Source organism: Aeromonas sp. A600620, from assembly GCF_029479985.1.
GTDB lineage: Bacteria > Pseudomonadota > Gammaproteobacteria > Enterobacterales > Aeromonadaceae > Aeromonas > Aeromonas veronii_A.
Window position 1 is genome coordinate 356,067 of record NZ_JAAKXB010000002.1, and the last position, 17,159, is coordinate 373,225.

Below are 17,159 nucleotides of genomic sequence, written 5' to 3' on the forward strand. Positions count from 1 at the left end.
CGGGTATGATGGGGTTGCCCGCCGTGGCGGCAACAGCCGGATGTTTGCGGGTATATGCCGGTCACATCAGCCAGATCACCACCAGGAGGTAACCATGATCAGCCATATCGACCATCTGGTATTGACGGTCAGTGATATCGAACGGGCCGTGGAATTTTACAGCTCGGTGCTCAATATGGAGGCCATTACCTTCGGTGCGGGGCGCCGGGCGGTAGGGTTTGGCAACCAGAAGATCAATCTGCAACTGCTGGGGCAGGAGCCGCGCAATCTGGCGCAGGTGGGGTCGGGAGATGTCTGCCTTATCACCCGCTGGCCGCTGGAGCAGGTGATGGCCCAGCTTGCCTGCCACGGGGTGGAGATTGTCGAGGGGCCGGTGACCAAAAGCGGTGCCTGCGGGCCGATAGAATCTGTCTACTTCCTCGACCCTGACCAGAACCTGATAGAAGTCAGCATCTATCCCTGAGCCCACCAAGTCATCACTCCCATCGCCATCATCAATAGAAAGGGGCCGTCAATTGACGGCCCCTTTCTTGTATCGCCATCGACCCAGCGCCAGTGGCTCTTTGCCGATACTCCAGAAATGCCCTAGAAAGGCGCGCTGCTCTCGTCGCTCTCCTGTAAAAACTGCTCCACTTCTGCCTGATAGGCCGCATCAGGTTGACCGCTGCTGGCAGGGGTTACGGCGGCAGACGGGGCGACGGGAGGGGCGATGAGAGTCTCCATCACCCGCTGCTGCAGATAGGGGTAGAAGGGGTTGGAGGAGGTGCGGGTGAGGGCGCCGGGGTTGACGATCAGCACGCCGCGCTCGCCACGCAGGGCCAGACCACCGAGGTTGATGCCGTATTGCTCCCGCTGCTGCGGGCGCGCTGCCATGCCATAGAGGGGGTCGTCCATCGGGAAGGGGAGCGCCACATGGGAGAGGGAGTAGATCTCCTTGGGATAGTCGATGCCCAGCGGGCGGACCTGCTCAGGCTGGTCTGCGCTGGCCAGCGTTCTGGCCTGCGTCGCGGGGGAGGTTGGCTCGACATTACCCACCACGGTGAGGCGATAGTGCCCGGGGGCGTTTGGCAGCAAGCGGTGCAGCGCCAGCTCTGAGGCCGAGCTCATCAGCGGGCCAAACAGGGTGCTGCGGTTGATATCAAACAGCACCAGTTCGCTGCCGTTGGCCGGCAGGTAGTGATAGAGATCGGCAATGATGGAGCGGGTGCTGACGGTGTAGTCCATCACCGACTGGAAGGTGAGGGCGGGGGGAAATGCCTCCAGCTCGCCACTGGCGGCCAGCTGGCGCACCTGCTGCTGGATTGCGTGGGTCAGGCGGTAGGACTGGCGCGCGCCGTTGACCGGGAACGAGTTGTACTTGAACGGGTTGAACTCCGGCATGGTGTCGAGCCAGGCGGCGTTGGCAAAGGCGGGCAGCAGGGCAGGCACGGCCTTGATCCCGGCGAAGCGGGCAAAGCGGGTCACCCCGATCATCGGGGAGATCAGCACCAGCCGATCCGGTTTTGCCAGCGTGCCGCTCGGGTCGGCCAACGCATCGAGCGCATATTTCACCGCCAGCGCGCCGCCGTTGGAAAAGCCCACCAGATGCAGCGGCCGCTTGCCCGGTGCCAGCAATCTGGCCTCCCGCACCGCCAGTCGGGTGGCGGCCAGCCAGGTTTCCCAATCCACATCTACGAGGCCAGCGGGCACTGTGCCGTGGCCGGGGATCCTCAGCCCCAGCGCGATAAAGCCCTGCTGCTGATAGCGTCTAGCCAGATGGCGCAGGCTGTAGGGGGAGTCGGTCAGGCCGTGCAGCAGCACCGCTACCCCTTTGGCTTCCCCCTCGGGGCGCAGCAGGTAGGAGCGGTTCCAGTTCTGCTGAAAGCGGGCGGGATTGATGGGGGCGTCCTGATAGTAGCGATTGCTGGCCAGTTGCTGCTCCGGCGGCGTCTTGGCGACTACCTCGGTGGCCACCAGCTCGAACAGCTCTGCTTCGCGGGCCAGATAGGCTTGCCAGTCGCTGCTGTCGAGCTCATCGGCACTGAGTTCGGGGGGCACCACTGTGTGCCACAGCTGCAGCGGCGCTGCCTGCCAGGCGAAGTAGGCGATCACCGCCCATGCGGTCAGCAACAGCAGCAACAGGGTCAGCAGAGCACGGCGAACAAGGCGGCGAGTGTGAGCCAGCATGGTGCAATCCTTGGCGATAGAGGTGAAGCCGCATTTGGGCGGGCGAGTTCGGCGCAGCACATTGGGCGCGGCCAACCGGCTTAAAGCCTAATGGAAACAAGGTGATATGTATAGTTGATGGCGTTCGGCCGCGCTGGCTGTGGGAGCCGGATCCCGCCGTTGGCATCAGGCTGGTTGTTCAAAGGCGGCATCGCGGGCCATCCGGCGGCGTGAACTTGTCCGCAGATGCCCGCTTGGGCGCGCGACCTTGCAACTATCTGCCCCTGAAAGAGGGCAATTATGCTACTGTAGCGGCGTTTTTTGATGGATAAGCTGGCATTGGCCTTTTTTGAAGATGGAATGGTATGCAGAACTTTGACGTAGTGAATTGGCTGATGCAGCAGACAGCCTCCCCGGCGCAGCCGGAACAGGCGATGGCACAACCGGGCGCGGCCCAGATCCTGTGGCAGGTGACCCATGCTGGCTAATGAATCCATGCGCCTGAACAAATACATCAGCGAGAGCGGCATCTGCTCGCGCCGCGAGGCCGATCGCTTTATCGAGCAGGGCCACGTCTTTATCAACGGCAAGCGGGCCGGGATTGGCGATCAGGTGCAGGTTGGCGATCTGGTCAAGGTGAACGGTCAGGTGATCGAGCCGCGCGAGGCGGACAGTCTGGTGCTGATCGCCCTCAACAAGCCGGTGGGCATCGTCAGTACCACAGAGGCGGGCGAGAAGGACAACATCGTCGATTTCGTCAACCACAGCACCCGGGTCTTCCCCATCGGGCGGCTCGACAAGGATTCGCAGGGGCTGATCTTTCTCACCAACCACGGCGATCTGGTCAACAAGATCCTGCGGGCGGGCAACGATCACGAGAAAGAGTATCTGGTGACCGTCGACAAGCCGGTGACCGACGAGTTTGTGCGCGGCATGGCGGCCGGGGTGCCGATCCTCGGTACTGTGACCAAGAAGTGCAAGGTGAAGAAAGAGGCGCCGTTTGTCTTTCGCATCACGCTAGTGCAGGGGCTTAATCGCCAGATCCGCCGCATGTGCGAGCACTTCGGTTTTGAAGTGACCAAGCTGGAGCGCATCCGCATTATGAACGTCAGCCTCAAGGGGCTGCCGGTGGGCGAGTGGCGCGATCTCACCGACGACGAGCTGATCGATCTGTTCAAGCTGATTGAGGACTCCTCCTCCGAGGTGAAACCGGCCAAAGGCGACAAACCCAAGGCGGCTAAGGCCCCTGCGGCGCAAAGCGCCAAACCGGCCCAAGGCAAGAAGCCGCGCCGCGATGATGATCACGAGATTGGCGGGCGTCCCAATGTGCCGGGCCCGGAAGCTTTCGAGAAGAAGCTGCCGGTGGGCAAGGGGGGCGCGGGTAAAGGTGCTGCCAACAAGGGCGGCGCTGGCAAAGGGGCTCCCAAGGGTGGCAAACCGGCCGCTGGCAAGCCGCGCACCGCTAACAGCGGACGGCAGAAGAAGGGGCGCTAAGTTGCTCCCCTGAGTGGCGTCAGCCTCGTCTTGTGATCCCCAACACACCGGCCTCAGGCCGGTGTGTTGCTTTGGGTCGCAGAGTCGGTTGGGCGGGGCGCCGAAAGGGTTGGCTCGCTGGTGGTCGTTAACCCCATGACACGAGGATAGTGGCGCGGGTCGAGGCGCACTACCAGCAGGCTCATCAGCAGCAAGCCTCCCAGTTGCCACTGCCAGGCGGCCGCAAAGTCGCCCACATAGTGATAGAGCCGCGCCGCCACCCAGGGGCCGGTGGCGGCCAGCATAAAGCCGAAGCCCTGCATCAGGGCGCTCAGGGTGCCGGCGCGGCGCGGGTCTGGCAGGTGATCGAGCGCAATCACCATGATCAGCGAAAAACTGCCGCCAAGACCGGCACCGCACAGCATGCACCAGAGAATGGGGGCACTGGCTGGCGTCAGCCAGAGGCCGCCGAATCCCGCCAGCTGCATGGCGATGGCAAGGCCCATCCACGGCCGCCGATCCAGACTGCGCGCCGCCAGCAGCGGCAGACCGAGGCCGCTGGCGGTCTGGGCCAGTGCCAGCCAGGCGACCAGTTCGCCCGCCTGCGCGGCGCTCCAGCCCTGCGCCATATAGGCGGGGGCCAGCCAGGCCACGACGATGCCGTAGCCACTGTTGATGATGCCAAAGCAGACGATCAGCAACCAGCTGCGGGGCAGGGTGATCAGCCGCTGTTCGCCGTGGGGGATTGCGACAGCGGCGGCCCGTGGCAGACGCACTTTCCACCCTAGCCAGACGAGGGCCAGCAGCACCGGCAGGCTCCAGAGCGCCAGCGCCCGCGACCAGTCGAGGCTGACTGCCAACCGTGGTGTGAGGCTGGCCCCCAGCGCCCCGCCCCCCATCATGCAGGCAGAGAAGATCCCCATCACTTGCGGCACCTTGCGGGCAAAGTGCTGCTTGATAAGGGCGGGCAGCACTCCCTGCACCAGTGCCGAGCCCAATCCACACAGCGCCGCGCTGGTTATCAGCAGGGCGCCGCTTTGAGTATCGAAGCGGATGGCGCTGCCAATGCCGAGCAGCAGCAGGGCCGCCCCCAGCAGTTGGCACGCACTGGCGCGCCGACGCAGGCTGGGAGTGAGCAGCACGCCGACCCCGATGAGCCACAGCGGCAACAGGGTAAGCCAGGCGAGGGTATCCATCCCCAGCGCCAGACGCTGATCAATGGCTTGGGCCAGCGGGCCGATGGCGGTAAGAAAGGGGCGCAGATTAAGGCCAATCAGGATCACCAGCACCAGCAGGGCAAACTGCTGGCGGCGCGCCTCTGCCGGGCGTTCGAAAGTCCCTTTACTCATGATCAGGCGCTGCTTGTGTGGCTTGTTGTAACTGGGAGCCGTAGAGATCTGCCGCCGTCAGGGTGACGGCCAGTTTGACCAGCGGCAGAGGTGGCGGTGCCAGCGGTAGCCCCAGCTTTTGATAGGCGGCGGTGCTGTCAAAGCCGAACGGCGCTGCATCGGCGTTATCAAAGGCGTAATAGACGGCGGCGATACCGTTCATCACCAGCGCGCCGAGGCACATGGGGCAGGGGTGACCGCTGGCATAGACGATGCTGCCCGCGAGCGGCCCGCACTGGCTTGCCTTGCGCAGCGCCTCCAGCTCGGCGTGGCGGGTCGGGTCCCCATCCAGATGGATGCCGTTGACGGCGCTCGCCACCAGTTGCTCATCGCGCACCAGCAGGACGGCGAAGGGGCGGCCCCCCTGCCGGTGGTTTGCTCTGGCCAGTTGCACCGCCTGCTCCAGCCAGCGCTGATGAGTCGGGAGGGTGGTTGATGAGGGGATCGGGCGGGTGTTGGCAGAGGCAACAAGGGGCGCAGACATGATGAAAAACCCTGATTTGACTGAACAAATGCCAGCCTAGCGGCGAAATAAACCATTTGGAAATTAAATGATAAAATGAGTTTCAGTGGTTTTATAAATGGAGAAACCCATGCTGGATCCCCTGTTACTGCGCAGTTTTGTCGCCATTATCGACACCGGCAGCTTCACCCGGGCCGGTGAACGGGTCCACCTGACCCAATCCACCATCAGCCAGCAGATGCGCAGGCTCGAACAGCAGATTGGCTGCCCGCTGCTGGACCGCTCCGGTCGGCAGGTGGTGGCGACGGCCGAGGGGGAGCAGCTGCTGGGGCTGGCCCGCCGCATTCTGGCGCTGCTGGCACAGGCCGAGGAGCAGGTGAGCGAGGGGAGCATATCGCTCAGCCTCGGGGTGCCGGAGGATTTCGCCGCCGGTGCCATCACCCCGGTGCTGGCTGCCTTTGCCCGCGACTACCCCGAGGTGCGGCTGGAGGTGGAGAGCGGCCTGAGCCACCACATCTGGCAGCGCTTTGCGGCGGGGGAGCTGGATCTGGCGCTGGTCAAGCAGGTGCGCGGACAGGGCTCGCCGCTCGCCAGCTGGCGTGAGCCGCTGGTGTGGGTCGATAGTCGCGACTGGCCGGCTAAGGGGCGTGATCCGCTGCCGCTGGTTGCCTTCCCGAGTGAAGGGCTCTATCGCCAGCAGATGACCGAGGCGCTCGATGGTCTGGGTCGGCGCTGGCGGATCGCCTATGTCAGCGCCAGTCTCGCCAGTTTGCAGGGGGCGGTGAGCGCAGGCATTGGCGTGAGCTTGCTGCCCAAGCGGCTGATGCCCGCCGATCAGCTGGCCCTGACCCAGTGGCCCAAGGTGGCATCGGTGGAGCTGGCGCTCCATGCCGGGGTAAGCGGGAGCGAACCGCTCACCCGCTTGAGTTCGGCCCTGATCGCCCTGTGCGACGAAGTAATGGGGCCGCAGTGAGTGGCTATGTGGTGAAAAACTGAAGTCGGAAAGATAAAACGGGGGGATCAGTGATCCTTCCCCTCCGCCAGCTTGCGCTCGTAGTCATTTTTTACGATGGTCAGCGCCGCCAGCACCAGCTCGGGGGCCAGCTGGTTGGTCTCCAGCAGTTCAATCAGATCCACCGCGAGTTTCACCTCGGGTGGGGCAGTTTCCAGTGACATGGGCAGGGTTCCGGTTGCGGGAAGAGGGGGGATTATACAGGGGCGCCGCCGTTGGCCGAAAGCGCCCGCTCTGTCGGGCTGTGAGGCATGAAGGTCACAGGTGCTGACGCATCTCCTTGTCGATCTCCTCGCGCAGGGCGATGAGCTTTTTGGCGTACTGCTGCAACTGCAGATCGCTCTCGCTCAGTGGTTGCCACTGGGGCACCGGGGTCGGTTTGCCCTGCTCATCCATCGCCACGAAGATGATGATGCAGTGGGTGGTCTTGTGGCGCTCGCTCTCGGTGGGGTGGCGGCTGTAGACATCCACCGCCAGATGCATGCTGGTGGTGCCGGTGTGGATCACCTGAGCGTGTACCTCCACCAGCTGGCCAATCTGGATGGGGCGCAAAAAGCGGATCCCCCCCACATAGACGGTCACCGCATAGCCGCCGCACCAGCCGGCGGCGCAGGCATAGCCCGCCTGATCGATCCACTTCATCACCATGCCGCCGTGGACCTTGCCGCCGAAATTGACGTCGGAGGGTTCGGCCAGAAATTGCAGGGTCAGTTCGCGGGGGGGGATCATGCTCTCTCCTTGGTTCGGGGTCATTGGCGGTAGCTCTTGCGGTAGGCGTCAGCCTGTTGGCAGGGGGGCAGGTTGTTGAGGTCGGGCCGCTTGTTGCCCTCGCGCTGGCCGAAGTTGGCGAACTCCTGCTGACACTTGTCGGCCTTGCCGCCCTCCTTGATGCAGGCGTCGATCCGCTGTTGCTTGCCCTGCTCGACCAGTTGCTGCTGAGCTTGCTGGCAGGCGGCATCCAGCTTGGCCTGCTGGGCTGAGCGATCCAGCTCGCTGGCGGCACTGGCAGTGCCGCACAACAGCAGAACCACGAAAGGGGTGATGATGCGCATCCTGATGCTCCTTGTTGACCTGTTTCAGGTATACCGCGAATGGCGGCAGGATGCACAGGGGACGGCGCAATAATGGGGCCCATTCACTCTTGGTTCATGACGCCAGCGCCAGCATGGGGCGAACAATAGCGAGGTGTCACGATGAAACAGATGCTGGAACAGTTGCTGGGGGCTGGCAAAGGCTGGCTCAACGAAGGCGGAGACAAGCGCAAGGGGCAGATGCAGGGAGCGTTGGCCGGCGGTGCGCTCGGTCTGCTGCTGGGGAACAAGAAGATGCGCAAATATGGCGGCAAGGCCGCTGCCGTGGGCGGCGCTGCGGCCCTTGGCGGGCTGGCCTACAAGCTCTATCAGGATTGGCAGGCCCAGCAGGCGGCACCCGCCGAGCCTACCCATCCCGTCAGTACCCTGGAAGGCAATGCGCTGGATGCCCGCGCGGCACTCTTGGTGCGTGCCATGGTGGCGGCAGCCCGGGCCGATGGCCATATCGACGGCGCCGAGCGCCAGAAAATTCAGGAGTACCTGACCGAACAGGGTCAGAGCGATGTGGCCCGCTGGATTGACGCCGAGCTGGCCCGTCCCCTCGATCCCCATGCGCTGGCGCGGGAAGTGACCGACATGGAGCTGGCCACCGAGGTCTATCTCGCCTCCCTGCTCGCCATCGAGGTGGATCACTTTATGGAGCGAGGCTATCTCGACGAACTGGCGCGCGCCCTCAAGCTCGATGACAACCTCAAGGGGAGCATCGAGCGGCAGGTGGCCCAGCTTAACGCCCCCGCTTGATATCCCTCATCGCCATGGATTGCCGATAACGCCCCGCTCAAGGGGCGTTGTTGTTTCTGCTGCCCGCCAAAAGATACGGATGAGCCTATTTGGATTGTGGGGCACAGCCCCTAAGATGGCGCAGGACCATCACCATTTTTGCAAGGAGCAACCGTTGGAGATACGCAAGGCAAGCGAACTGGATATCGACGCCATTGTCGAGCTGAACCGGCAGATTGGAGAGCTCCACCATCAGCACTATCCCGAGGTGTTCTGCCCGCCGTCACCAGAGGAGCGGGCATTTTTGCTCGATGCCATTGCCGCCGAAGGGCGTCTGTTCTGCGTTGCCGAGCAGGATGGCAGGGTGGTGGGCTTTTTGACGGCGCGGATAGACATCAATGAGAGCGTGCCTTTTCTCACCCGTGCGCCGATCTGCCGCATTGGCTCGGTGGTGGTGGATGAGCAGCACCGCTCCCGCGGGATTGGCAAGGCGCTGATCGCCCATTGCGATGAGTGGGCCAAGGCCCGTGATGCTCAGCAAATCCGGCTGGAGGTGATGGCCTTCAATGAGCGTGCCAAAGCGCTCTACGAGGCGCTGGGCTTCAAGGTGCAGTCGCAGATCATGGCCAGATAACCAGTTTCTGATGGCGAGCCAAGGCGCGTCACTCCCCAACTACAAAGGCCCGTTGCGGGCCTTTGTTCGTTTCGCCAGCGGCTCCTTGCCTCGTTACTTTTCACCGAGCTGCGCGGCAATCAGCTCCGCCAGCCGGGTGAGGGCCTGCTCCAGCTGTTCGCTCCAGGGATGGGAGCTGTTGAGGCGCAGGCAGTGGTTGTGTTGCCCCTGACTGGAGAAGAGCGCGCCGGGGGCCACTGAAAAACCGCTGCCCAGAGCCTTGGCGTGCAGGGCGCGGCTGTCGAAATGGGCAGGCAGTGCCAGCCAGAGAAAGTAGCCGCCATCGGGGGAGGAGATCCGCACCTCGTCCGGCAACAACCGTTGCAGGGCCGCCCGCATCTGCTGCTGGCGCTGGGCCAGGGTGTGGCGCAGGCGGCGAAAGTGGGCATCGACCCCGCCCTGGCGCAGCATCTCGGCCAGCGCCAGCTGGCTCGGTACATTGGTGGAGAGGGTGGACATCAGTTGCAACCGCTGCACCCGCTCGGCATGGGGCCCCGCCACCACCCAGCCGACCCGAAAGCCCGGCGCCAGACACTTGGAAAAGGAGCTGCAGAGCAGGCTGTCGCCACGCTGATCCCAGTGGCGGATCGGCTTGGGGCGTTCGCGGCCAAAGTAGACCTCGGCATAGACGTCATCCTCCACCAGCGGCACCCCATGGCTGTTGAGCAGCGCCATCAGCTGCGCTTTGTGACCATCCGGCATGGTGTGGCCCAGCGGGTGCTGCACATTGCCCATCAGCCAGCACGCCTTGACCGGAATGCGGGTGAGGGCGTCGGCCAGCAGGTCGAGGTCGATGCCTACCCCCGGAATGACCGGGATCTCCACCGCCTTGAGTTTCAGCCGCTCGATGGCCTGCAGGGCGCCATAGAAGGTGGGGGACTCCACCACCACCCAGTCACCGGGCTCGGTCAGCACCTGCAGGCTGAGGGAGAGCGCCTCCATGGCGCCGGTGGTGATGATGATCTCCTGCGGATTGACCGCCACCCCGTCACTGGCGTAGCGCTGGGCGATGGCGCGGCGCAGCGCTTCGTTGCCGGGGGGCAGGTCGGCCACCGTGCTGAAGGGATCTAGCTTGCGCATGCAGCTGGCCAGCGCACGCCCGAGCTGGGGATGGGGGAACAGGGTCGGGTCTGCTACCGACATGCCAAGGGGCACCAGATCCCGCGATTTGCTCGCCTGCAACACCTCGAACACCAGATCGTTGATATCCACCGAGCCGCTGTAGTGGGTCTGGCTCGGGGTGTGCTGCACGACCTGTGGTGAGGCGGCTTTGACGTAGTAGCCGGACTGGGGGCGGGCGAGGATCCGCCCCTGACTTTCGAGCAGTTGATAGGCCTGCAACACCGTCATGGGGCTGAGCCCGTGGGTCTTGCAGCTCTGTCGAATGGAGGGGATGCGCTCCCCCGGTTGCCAGATGCCATCGTCAATCTGGCTTTGCAGGCGGTCGGCCAACTGCTGGTAAAGGGACATGATTTGGATCAACTGTTATAGGTGTGATTCAATATAACTGCATCTGTTATAGGTGTCATGCTCCGTGATGTACTTGTCACGCACGAAACGTGCAAGGCAAATACAACAAAAGAGAGTGACGCATGATCAATCCGGATGACGTGGTCAGCCTGTCTCGCCTGCAATTTGGCGCCACGGCCCTGTTCCACTTCCTGTTTGTGCCCCTCACGCTGGGGCTGTCCTGGATCCTGGTGATCGCCGAGTCGGCTTATGTGATGACCGGCAAGGTGATCTATCAGGACATCACCCGCTTCTGGGGCAAACTGTTTGGCATCAACTTCGTCATGGGGGTCACCACGGGGATCACCATGGAGTTTCAGTTCGGCACCAACTGGGCTTACTACTCCCACTATGTGGGGGACATCTTCGGTACCCCGCTGGCCATCGAGGGGCTGATGGCCTTCTTTCTCGAATCGACCCTGGTGGGGCTCTTCTTCTTCGGTTGGGACAAGCTCTCCCGCGGCAAGCACCTGCTGGTGACCATGCTGGTGGCGCTCGGCTCCAATCTCTCGGCGCTCTGGATCCTGATCGGCAACGGCTGGATGCAAAACCCGGTGGGGGCCGAGTTCAACCTGTTGACCCAGCGCATGGAGCTGGTGGATATCGCCGCCGTGCTGTTTAACCCGGTGGCGCAGGTGAAGTTCGTTCACACCGTTGCGGCGGGCTATGTGGCCGCCTCCATGTTCGTGATGGGGGTGAGCAGCTGGTATCTGCTGCGCAAGACCGAGGTGCAGTTTGCCCTGCGCTCCTTCGCCATCGCCTCCGGCTTCGGGCTGGCGGCCATCCTCTCGGTCATTGTGCTCGGGGATGAGTCGGGCTATCGCACCGGCGAGGTGCAGAAGGTGAAGCTTGCCGCCATCGAGGCGGAGTGGGAGACCGAGCCAGCGCCAGCTTCCTTTACCCTGTTCGGCTTCCCGGATCAGACTGCCGAGACCACCCACGCAGCCATCAAGATCCCGTATCTGATGGGGATCATCGCTACCCGCTCCATCGACGAGGCGGTGACCGGCCTCAAGGATATCAAGGTGCAAAACGAGGCGCGCATTCGCAGCGGCATGGTGGCGGCCGAGGCCCTCGAGCAGATCCGGCAGGGCGATGACACCCCGGCCAACCGCGCCCGCTTCGAGCAGCACGGCAAGGATCTCGGCTACGGCATGCTGCTGACCCCCTATGCCAGCAATATTGCCAAGGCCGGTGAGGCGGAGATTGCCAAAGCGGTCGATGACTCCATCCCGCCAGTGGCACCGCTCTTCTGGGGCTTTCGGGTGATGGTGGGGCTTGGTGTCACCATGCTGGGGCTGATGGTAGTGAGCTTTGTCCAGCTCTGCCGCAACCGGCTGCAAGACTCGCCACGGCTGCTCAAGACCCTGCTCTGGAGCATTCCGTTGCCCTGGATTGCCATCGAGGCGGGCTGGCTGGTGGCCGAACTCGGCCGTCAACCCTGGACCATCAGCGATGTGCTGCCGGTCTCGGCCTCGGTCTCTTTGCTTCAGCCGGGCCAACTCTGGTTCAGCCTCATCGCCATCTGTTCCATCTACACCCTGTTGCTAGTGGTGGAGCTGTTCCTGTTGCGCCATGTGATCCGCAAGGGGCCCGCCATTCTCCATACCGGCCGCTACAGCGGTGAACAACCCGAACTTGCGAGGATCGCCTGATGGATTACGCAACCCTGAAACTCATCTGGTGGGCGCTGGTGCTCTTCATGATGGTCGGTTTTATCGTGATGGATGGCTTCGATCTCGGCATCGCCATGCTGCTGCCGGTGGTGTCGAAAGATGACGACGACCGCCGTCTGGTGATCAACAGCGTGGGGCCGGTGTGGGAGGGTAATCAGGTGTGGCTGATTGCCGGTGCCGGTGCCCTGTTCGCCGCCTGGCCGCTGGTTTATGCCGCCGCCTTCTCGGGGCTCTACATCCCCATGGTGGTGCTGCTGCTTGGGCTCTTTCTGCGTCCGGTCGGCTTTGACTATCGCAGCAAGCTGGCCGATCCGGTGTGGCGCCGCTGGTGGGATCGGGCGCTGGTGGCCGGCGGCCTGATACCGGCGCTCATCCTCGGTGCGGCTATCGGTCTGGTGATGGAGGGGCTGCCGTTTCGCTTCGACACGGCGCTGCGTCTGCACTATGGCGCCTTCGACTTCCACTGGGGCTGGCTGCTCTCGGTGCTGGCCACCGCCATCACCTTGCTGTTGCTGCATGGCGCCGGTTTTCTGCAAGCCAAGGTGACCGGCACCCCTGCGCTGCGCGCACGGGGGATTGCCATCCTGCTGGCCCCGCTGGTGAGCCTCTGCTACCTGCTGGCCGGCTGGCATCTGGTGGATCTGCAAGGGTTTCAGTTGACCGGTATGGGCACGCAACCCTTTGACCCGAATGCCGCCATCAGCCCGCTGATGAAGGGGGTGATCCCCCACGCCGGAGGCTGGCTGCGCAACTACTTTGACTATCCGCTGCTGTGGCTGGTGCCGATCATCGGGACGCTGGCGCCGCTGGTGAGCGGGATTGCCTCCTGGCTGGAGCGGGGCCGAATTGCGCTGCTGGCCAGCGCCATCGCCTGCGCCGCCATGCTCTGCTCGGTAGCCATCGCCCTGTTCCCCTTCGTGCTGCCTTCATCCCTCGATGCGGTCAGCAGCCTGACCCTGTGGGACAGCACCTCCAGCTACAAGACCCTGGCCATTATGTTCGGCCTCGTGCTGGTGCTGATGCCGATCAATCTGGGCTACACCGGCTGGGTCTATCGAGTGGTGCGCGGCAAGCTCGACCGTGCCCGCATCAAGCGCGATAGCCATCAACTCTACTGACCTCAAGGGATCTGCTATGTGGTACTTCACCTGGATTTTGGGCCTCGGATTCGCCCTGCTGCTGGGCCTGTGCAACCTGCTCTGGCTGGAAGCGCGCTGGCAGGCGGACGAACGGGACGGTAACTGACGGCGGGGGGCTCGCGCCCCGCCATGGCCGGTGGCTGGCGTTCACTCGTCGCCATCGGCCCCTCTATCCCCCCTCTTTAAACGACACAAACGACACAAACGACACACTTTCAACCGACAACCAACCGACAGGTAATTGTGATGAAACAGAGATTGAAAGCGGTGGCGCTGGCCATCGGGTGCGCGCTCACCGTCGCCCCGGCCTGTGCCGAACCGGTACAACTGACGCCACTGGATAAAACCTTCACCCTGCAGGTGCTCGGCAGTGGCGGCCCCATCTCCGACGACCTGCGTGCCTCCTCCAGCGAGGTGATCTGGTGGAAGGGGAAATCCCGCATCCTGATCGATGCCGGTGGCGGCGTCTACCTGCGCTTCGGCCAGGCGGGGGCCAAGCTCGAAGAGGTCGATTTTATCGGCATCACCCACTTTCACACCGATCATGTGACCGACCTGCCCGCCCTGCTCAAGGGGGCCTACTTCTTCGAGCGCAGCGATCCGCTGGATCTGGCGGGGCCAGAGGCCGGCTCGGCCTTCCCCAGCATGAGCGGCTACTTTGATGCCCTCTTCAACAAGGACAAGGGCGCTTATGCCTACCTGAGCGGCTTCAAGGATGGCACCGATGGCCTCTTCCCCATCACCTTGCACGATGTGCCCTACCAGAGCCCGCAGCCCCACACCGTCTATCAGCAGGATGGGCTGACCATCACCGCCCTCGGCATCCCTCACGGTGACGTGCCCTGTCTGGCCTATCGCATCGAGAGCGCCGAGGGAACCATCGTTATCTCTGCAGATCAGAACGGCAGCAACCCGGCCTTTGTGCCGTTTGCCAAGGGGGCCGACATTCTGGTGATGCCGCTCGCCATCCACGAAGGGGCCGACCCTGTCTCCGCCTCGCTTCACGCCAAGCCGTCGGTGGTGGCCAAGATTGCCGCCGAGGTGAACCCCAAGCTGCTGGTGCTCAACCACTGGATGGGGGTCGGCCTCAATCACAAGAAAGAGGCGATGGCCATCGTCAAACAGCAGTTCCACGGCCAGATCGTGGCCGCCCGCGATCTCTCCAGCTACCCCGTTTCATCCGTCAAGGAGTCCGCCCATGAGTAACTCAAGCAGCAACAAAACCACCGGCAAACTGACCCTCTCCATCGCCATGACCAGCCTGATTGCCCTCACTCCGGGGCTGGCGCTGGCGGCCACCCCGAGCGATGCGCCGGTCAAGGCCGCCCCCAGCGAACAGCACGGCGGCAAGTGTGCGGCGGGCAAGTGCGGCACCGAGAAGCGCTTCGAGAAGCAGGCCCTCGACAGTGATCCGCAGGGGCGGCTGGTGCGCGCTCGCGATGGCAAGTGTGGCGTGGTGGGAGAGGGGATTGATGGCAATACATCCAGCCAGGGCAGCAAGATGACGGAGGGGGTATGCGGCCAATAAGCTCCCGCAGTCGGGGGATCGGGCTGCGTCAGGAGCATCTGGATGCGCTCTGCTCCGGCCCCGTCCGCCCCGGCATCGACTTTCTCGAGCTGGCGCCGGAGAACTGGATGGCCATCGGCGGCGCCAGGCGCGAGCAGTTGCACCGGATCGCCGAGCGGTACCCGCTGGTGGCCCACGGCCTCAGCCTCTCCCTCGGCGATTGCCAGCCCCTCAATCGCACCCTGCTCAGCCAGATCCGCACCTTTCTGGACGAGTTCGGCATCGAGATCTACAGCGAGCACCTGAGCTTTTCCCGCGACCAGCAGGGTTATCTCTACGAACTGCTACCGGTGCCGCGCCAGTGGGAGAACATCCCCTATCTGGCCGAGCGGATCGCGCAGGTGCAGGAGGCGCTGGCCCGCCCGCTGGTGCTGGAAAATATCTCCTACTACCACGGCTATGACCACGAGATGCCGGAGGAGGATTTTCTCGCCGAGCTGGTGGCGCGCAGCGGCTGCGAGCTGTTGCTCGATATCAACAACGTCTTTGTGAACAGCCGCAACCACGGTTACTGCCCCAAGCGGATGATTGCCGGGCTGCCGAGCAGTGCGATCAGCTATTTTCATATCGCCGGTCATCTGGAAGAGGCGGATGGCACCTTGCTGGATACCCATGGCAAACCGGTGTGCGAGGCGGTGGTAGCGCTGGCCCGTTATACGGTGCAGACCCACGGCCTGCGCCCCCTGCTGCTGGAGCGGGATCACCATCTGCCACCGCTGGCAGAGCTGGAGGCCGAGCTGGCGCGGGTGCACGGCGCCTGTTGCGAGGCGATCGACAGTCAGGTGCGGGAGGTGCGTTATGGGTAGACGGTTATCTCTGATCACTGCGCCCAAAACGGCGCCGCAGCGGATGCAGCAGCAGACCGCCTGGCTGGCGAGCCGGGTGCGGCTGCCGCAGGATGGCATCGCCAGCCACTATGCCCGCAGCGTGCGTGCCAATGTGGAGTCGGTGCTGGAGAGCGCCTTTCCGCTCACCCACGCTCACTGGGCGCCGCTGGACAGAGGGCTGCTGGTGGAGGGCTTTGTCATCGCGCACGGCGCCGAGGCCCCCGAGTTTCACCATATCGCCACCGAGTTTGTCCGCTATGTGCAGCATCGCCAAGGCGAGGGCTCTCTCAACTGGCCCAGGCAGCGGCTGGCGCTGCTGGAGTATGAGTGGGCCTGCCTCTGTGTCGAGATTGATGAAGGGGTAGTGCCGCAAGTTGTACCGGGGGTTGAGGTGACGGCGGAGAGTCCGCTTGTGCTCAATCCCACCCTGCAACTGCTTGAACTCCCCTTTGCCATTCGTCGCAGCGGCGTGGTGCCGACCCGGCAGGGCAACCACTTCTATGGCCTGTTTCGCAGCCCGGATCATCAGGTGGTGACTCAGCGGTTGCGCGAATGGGATGTGGCGCTGATCCAGTTGCTGCAACAGCAGCCGGGGATCACCCAAGCCGCGTTCCAGCAACAGGTGCAACAGGTTCGCAGTGATTTTGATCTGAGCGAGTGGGCACGCCATTTTTACCGGCTTGGTCTGCTTACCCTGCCCGTCGGTGAGTGCCAGCCTGGCACTCCCTTGCCCTCATTTAGCAAACACCAAGGAGAATTCCCATGAACAACACCCTGATCCAGTGGTACGAGCGGGCGGTAGCCCAGTGCAAGCGGCTCGATTTTCTGGCCCTGCTGGCCATTCGCCTCTATCTCATTCCGGTTATCTATGTGGGGGCCCACTCCAAGGTGGTGGGTTTTGCCGGCACCGTCGCCTGGTTTGGTGCCCCGGTCTCGGAGGGGGGGCTCAACTTGCCGTTCCCGACCCTGCTCGCCTTTCTGGCGGCAGGCACCGAGGTGCTGGGCTGCATCTGCATCGCCCTTGGCCTCTTTACCCGCATCATGGCTATTCCCACCATCTTTCTGATGAGCGTGGCGAGCGCCATGGTGCACTGGAAGCACGGCTGGGACGCCATCGCCACCGGCAGCATGGAGGCCACTGTGCGCCTCAACGGCTTTATCGAGTGGCTGGCCGCCAACTTCCCCGGTCGCTACAACTACATCACCGAGCTCGGGGATCCCGTGATGCTCAACAACGGGATGGAGTTTGCCGCCACCTACTTCGTGATGCTGTTGGTACTGCTGGTTTACGGCGGGGGCCGTTACGTCAGCCTCGACTACTGGCTCAAACGTGCCGTGACCGGCAAAGCAGGCGTGCAACAGGCGGCATAAGACCCGCCAACGGATAACAAAAACCATAACGACAGAGCGTGAAAAACAGCGAGCGGCCGGGTGCCGCTCGCTGTTTTTGTGCTTTTGGGGGGAGAGTGTCAGCTG

The 17,159-nt window shown here is 63.5% G+C and carries 21 protein-coding genes; 14 read left to right on the forward strand and 7 right to left on the reverse strand.

Annotated elements, in window-relative coordinates; genetic code table 11:
* The first annotated feature begins 94 nt into the window (after window positions 1-94).
* Window positions 95-463: a VOC family protein gene (locus G5533_RS04235; protein ID WP_421243874.1), complete on the forward strand. Its 369-nt coding sequence runs from the start codon at window positions 95-97 to the stop codon at window positions 461-463.
* A 122-nt stretch (window positions 464-585) separates the two neighbouring features.
* On the opposite strand, the gene G5533_RS04240 is transcribed toward G5533_RS04235, so the two are convergent.
* On the reverse strand, window positions 586-2,166 hold the full coding sequence (locus G5533_RS04240) for an alpha/beta hydrolase (protein WP_421206472.1): 1,581 nt from the start codon (window positions 2,164-2,166) through the stop codon (window positions 586-588).
* A 344-nt stretch (window positions 2,167-2,510) separates the two neighbouring features.
* Between G5533_RS04240 and G5533_RS04245 the strand changes: the two genes are divergently transcribed.
* Both G5533_RS04245 and rluF read left to right on the forward strand, forming a co-directional pair.
* Window positions 2,511-2,633, forward strand: a complete 123-nt coding sequence (locus G5533_RS04245; protein WP_265783689.1) for a hypothetical protein — start codon at window positions 2,511-2,513, stop codon at window positions 2,631-2,633.
* A complete protein-coding gene (gene rluF, locus G5533_RS04250; protein ID WP_441254537.1) occupies window positions 2,623-3,639 on the forward strand; it encodes a 23S rRNA pseudouridine(2604) synthase RluF in 1,017 nt (338 codons plus the stop codon). Before G5533_RS04245 ends, rluF begins: the two co-directional genes overlap by 11 nt.
* A 53-nt stretch (window positions 3,640-3,692) precedes the next feature.
* Here rluF and G5533_RS04255 read toward each other — a convergent pair whose 3' ends face one another.
* A complete protein-coding gene (locus G5533_RS04255; RefSeq protein WP_421311098.1) occupies window positions 3,693-4,967 on the reverse strand; it encodes a cyanate transporter in 1,275 nt (424 codons plus the stop codon).
* Window positions 4,960-5,490 (reverse strand): nucleoside deaminase, encoded by a 531-nt coding sequence (locus G5533_RS04260; RefSeq protein WP_441254539.1) that lies wholly within the window; start codon window positions 5,488-5,490, stop codon window positions 4,960-4,962. Before G5533_RS04260 ends, G5533_RS04255 begins: the two co-directional genes overlap by 8 nt.
* Window positions 5,491-5,599: 109 nt before the next feature.
* Here G5533_RS04260 and G5533_RS04265 point away from each other — a divergent pair, with 109 nt between their 5' ends.
* Window positions 5,600-6,442: a LysR family transcriptional regulator gene (locus tag G5533_RS04265; protein WP_160881703.1), complete on the forward strand. Its 843-nt coding sequence runs from the start codon at window positions 5,600-5,602 to the stop codon at window positions 6,440-6,442.
* 47 nt (window positions 6,443-6,489) lie between these two features.
* Here the strand turns inward: G5533_RS04265 and rsmS are convergent, their stop codons facing one another.
* The 3 genes from rsmS to G5533_RS04280 form a co-directional block, all read right to left on the reverse strand.
* Window positions 6,490-6,645: a pleiotropic regulatory protein RsmS gene (gene rsmS / locus G5533_RS04270; protein ID WP_139494005.1), complete on the reverse strand. Its 156-nt coding sequence runs from the start codon at window positions 6,643-6,645 to the stop codon at window positions 6,490-6,492.
* Window positions 6,646-6,739: 94 nt separating this feature from the next.
* Entirely contained in the window at window positions 6,740-7,210 is a 471-nt protein-coding gene (locus G5533_RS04275; protein WP_421171879.1) for an acyl-CoA thioesterase, read from the reverse strand.
* Between the two features lie 20 nt (window positions 7,211-7,230).
* The gene (locus tag G5533_RS04280) at window positions 7,231-7,533 is read right to left on the reverse strand and encodes a hypothetical protein (protein ID WP_337072758.1); all 303 of its coding nucleotides are present in this window, start codon (window positions 7,531-7,533) and stop codon (window positions 7,231-7,233) included.
* A 141-nt stretch (window positions 7,534-7,674) separates the two neighbouring features.
* Between G5533_RS04280 and G5533_RS04285 the strand changes: the two genes are divergently transcribed.
* On the forward strand, window positions 7,675-8,313 hold the full coding sequence (locus G5533_RS04285; protein WP_421171883.1) for a tellurite resistance TerB family protein: 639 nt from the start codon (window positions 7,675-7,677) through the stop codon (window positions 8,311-8,313).
* 154 nt (window positions 8,314-8,467) lie between these two features.
* The gene (locus tag G5533_RS04290) at window positions 8,468-8,926 is read left to right on the forward strand and encodes a GNAT family N-acetyltransferase (RefSeq protein WP_204479636.1); all 459 of its coding nucleotides are present in this window, start codon (window positions 8,468-8,470) and stop codon (window positions 8,924-8,926) included.
* A gap of 93 nt (window positions 8,927-9,019) precedes the next feature.
* Here the strand turns inward: G5533_RS04290 and G5533_RS04295 are convergent, their stop codons facing one another.
* Window positions 9,020-10,435, reverse strand: coding sequence for an aminotransferase-like domain-containing protein (locus tag G5533_RS04295; RefSeq protein ID WP_346211446.1), 1,416 nt, complete (start codon window positions 10,433-10,435; stop codon window positions 9,020-9,022).
* 122 nt (window positions 10,436-10,557) lie between these two features.
* On the opposite strand from G5533_RS04295, the gene G5533_RS04300 reads away from it, so the two are divergent.
* The 8 genes from G5533_RS04300 to G5533_RS04335 all read left to right on the forward strand — a co-directional run bounded on the left by G5533_RS04300 (window position 10,558) and on the right by G5533_RS04335 (window position 17,054).
* A complete protein-coding gene (locus G5533_RS04300) occupies window positions 10,558-12,129 on the forward strand; it encodes a cytochrome ubiquinol oxidase subunit I (RefSeq protein ID WP_139732364.1) in 1,572 nt (523 codons plus the stop codon).
* Window positions 12,129-13,268: a cytochrome d ubiquinol oxidase subunit II gene (cydB, locus tag G5533_RS04305; RefSeq protein WP_201995462.1), complete on the forward strand. Its 1,140-nt coding sequence runs from the start codon at window positions 12,129-12,131 to the stop codon at window positions 13,266-13,268. The genes G5533_RS04300 and cydB overlap by 1 nt, the downstream gene beginning before the upstream one ends.
* Before the next feature lie 16 nt (window positions 13,269-13,284).
* On the forward strand, window positions 13,285-13,395 hold the full coding sequence (gene cydX / locus G5533_RS04310) for a cytochrome bd-I oxidase subunit CydX (RefSeq protein ID WP_005337572.1): 111 nt from the start codon (window positions 13,285-13,287) through the stop codon (window positions 13,393-13,395).
* Between the two features lie 140 nt (window positions 13,396-13,535).
* Window positions 13,536-14,495: an MBL fold metallo-hydrolase gene (locus G5533_RS04315; protein ID WP_042081514.1), complete on the forward strand. Its 960-nt coding sequence runs from the start codon at window positions 13,536-13,538 to the stop codon at window positions 14,493-14,495.
* Window positions 14,488-14,817, forward strand: coding sequence for a hypothetical protein (locus G5533_RS04320; RefSeq protein ID WP_201995464.1), 330 nt, complete (start codon window positions 14,488-14,490; stop codon window positions 14,815-14,817). The genes G5533_RS04315 and G5533_RS04320 overlap by 8 nt, the downstream gene beginning before the upstream one ends.
* Window positions 14,805-15,662: a DUF692 domain-containing protein gene (locus G5533_RS04325; protein WP_201995465.1), complete on the forward strand. Its 858-nt coding sequence runs from the start codon at window positions 14,805-14,807 to the stop codon at window positions 15,660-15,662. The genes G5533_RS04320 and G5533_RS04325 overlap by 13 nt, the downstream gene beginning before the upstream one ends.
* A complete protein-coding gene (locus tag G5533_RS04330; RefSeq protein ID WP_441254540.1) occupies window positions 15,655-16,449 on the forward strand; it encodes an HvfC family peptide modification chaperone in 795 nt (264 codons plus the stop codon). The genes G5533_RS04325 and G5533_RS04330 overlap by 8 nt, the downstream gene beginning before the upstream one ends.
* On the forward strand, window positions 16,446-17,054 hold the full coding sequence (locus tag G5533_RS04335) for an HvfX family Cu-binding RiPP maturation protein (protein WP_041208529.1): 609 nt from the start codon (window positions 16,446-16,448) through the stop codon (window positions 17,052-17,054). The genes G5533_RS04330 and G5533_RS04335 overlap by 4 nt, the downstream gene beginning before the upstream one ends.
* Window positions 17,055-17,159 lie beyond the last annotated feature (105 nt).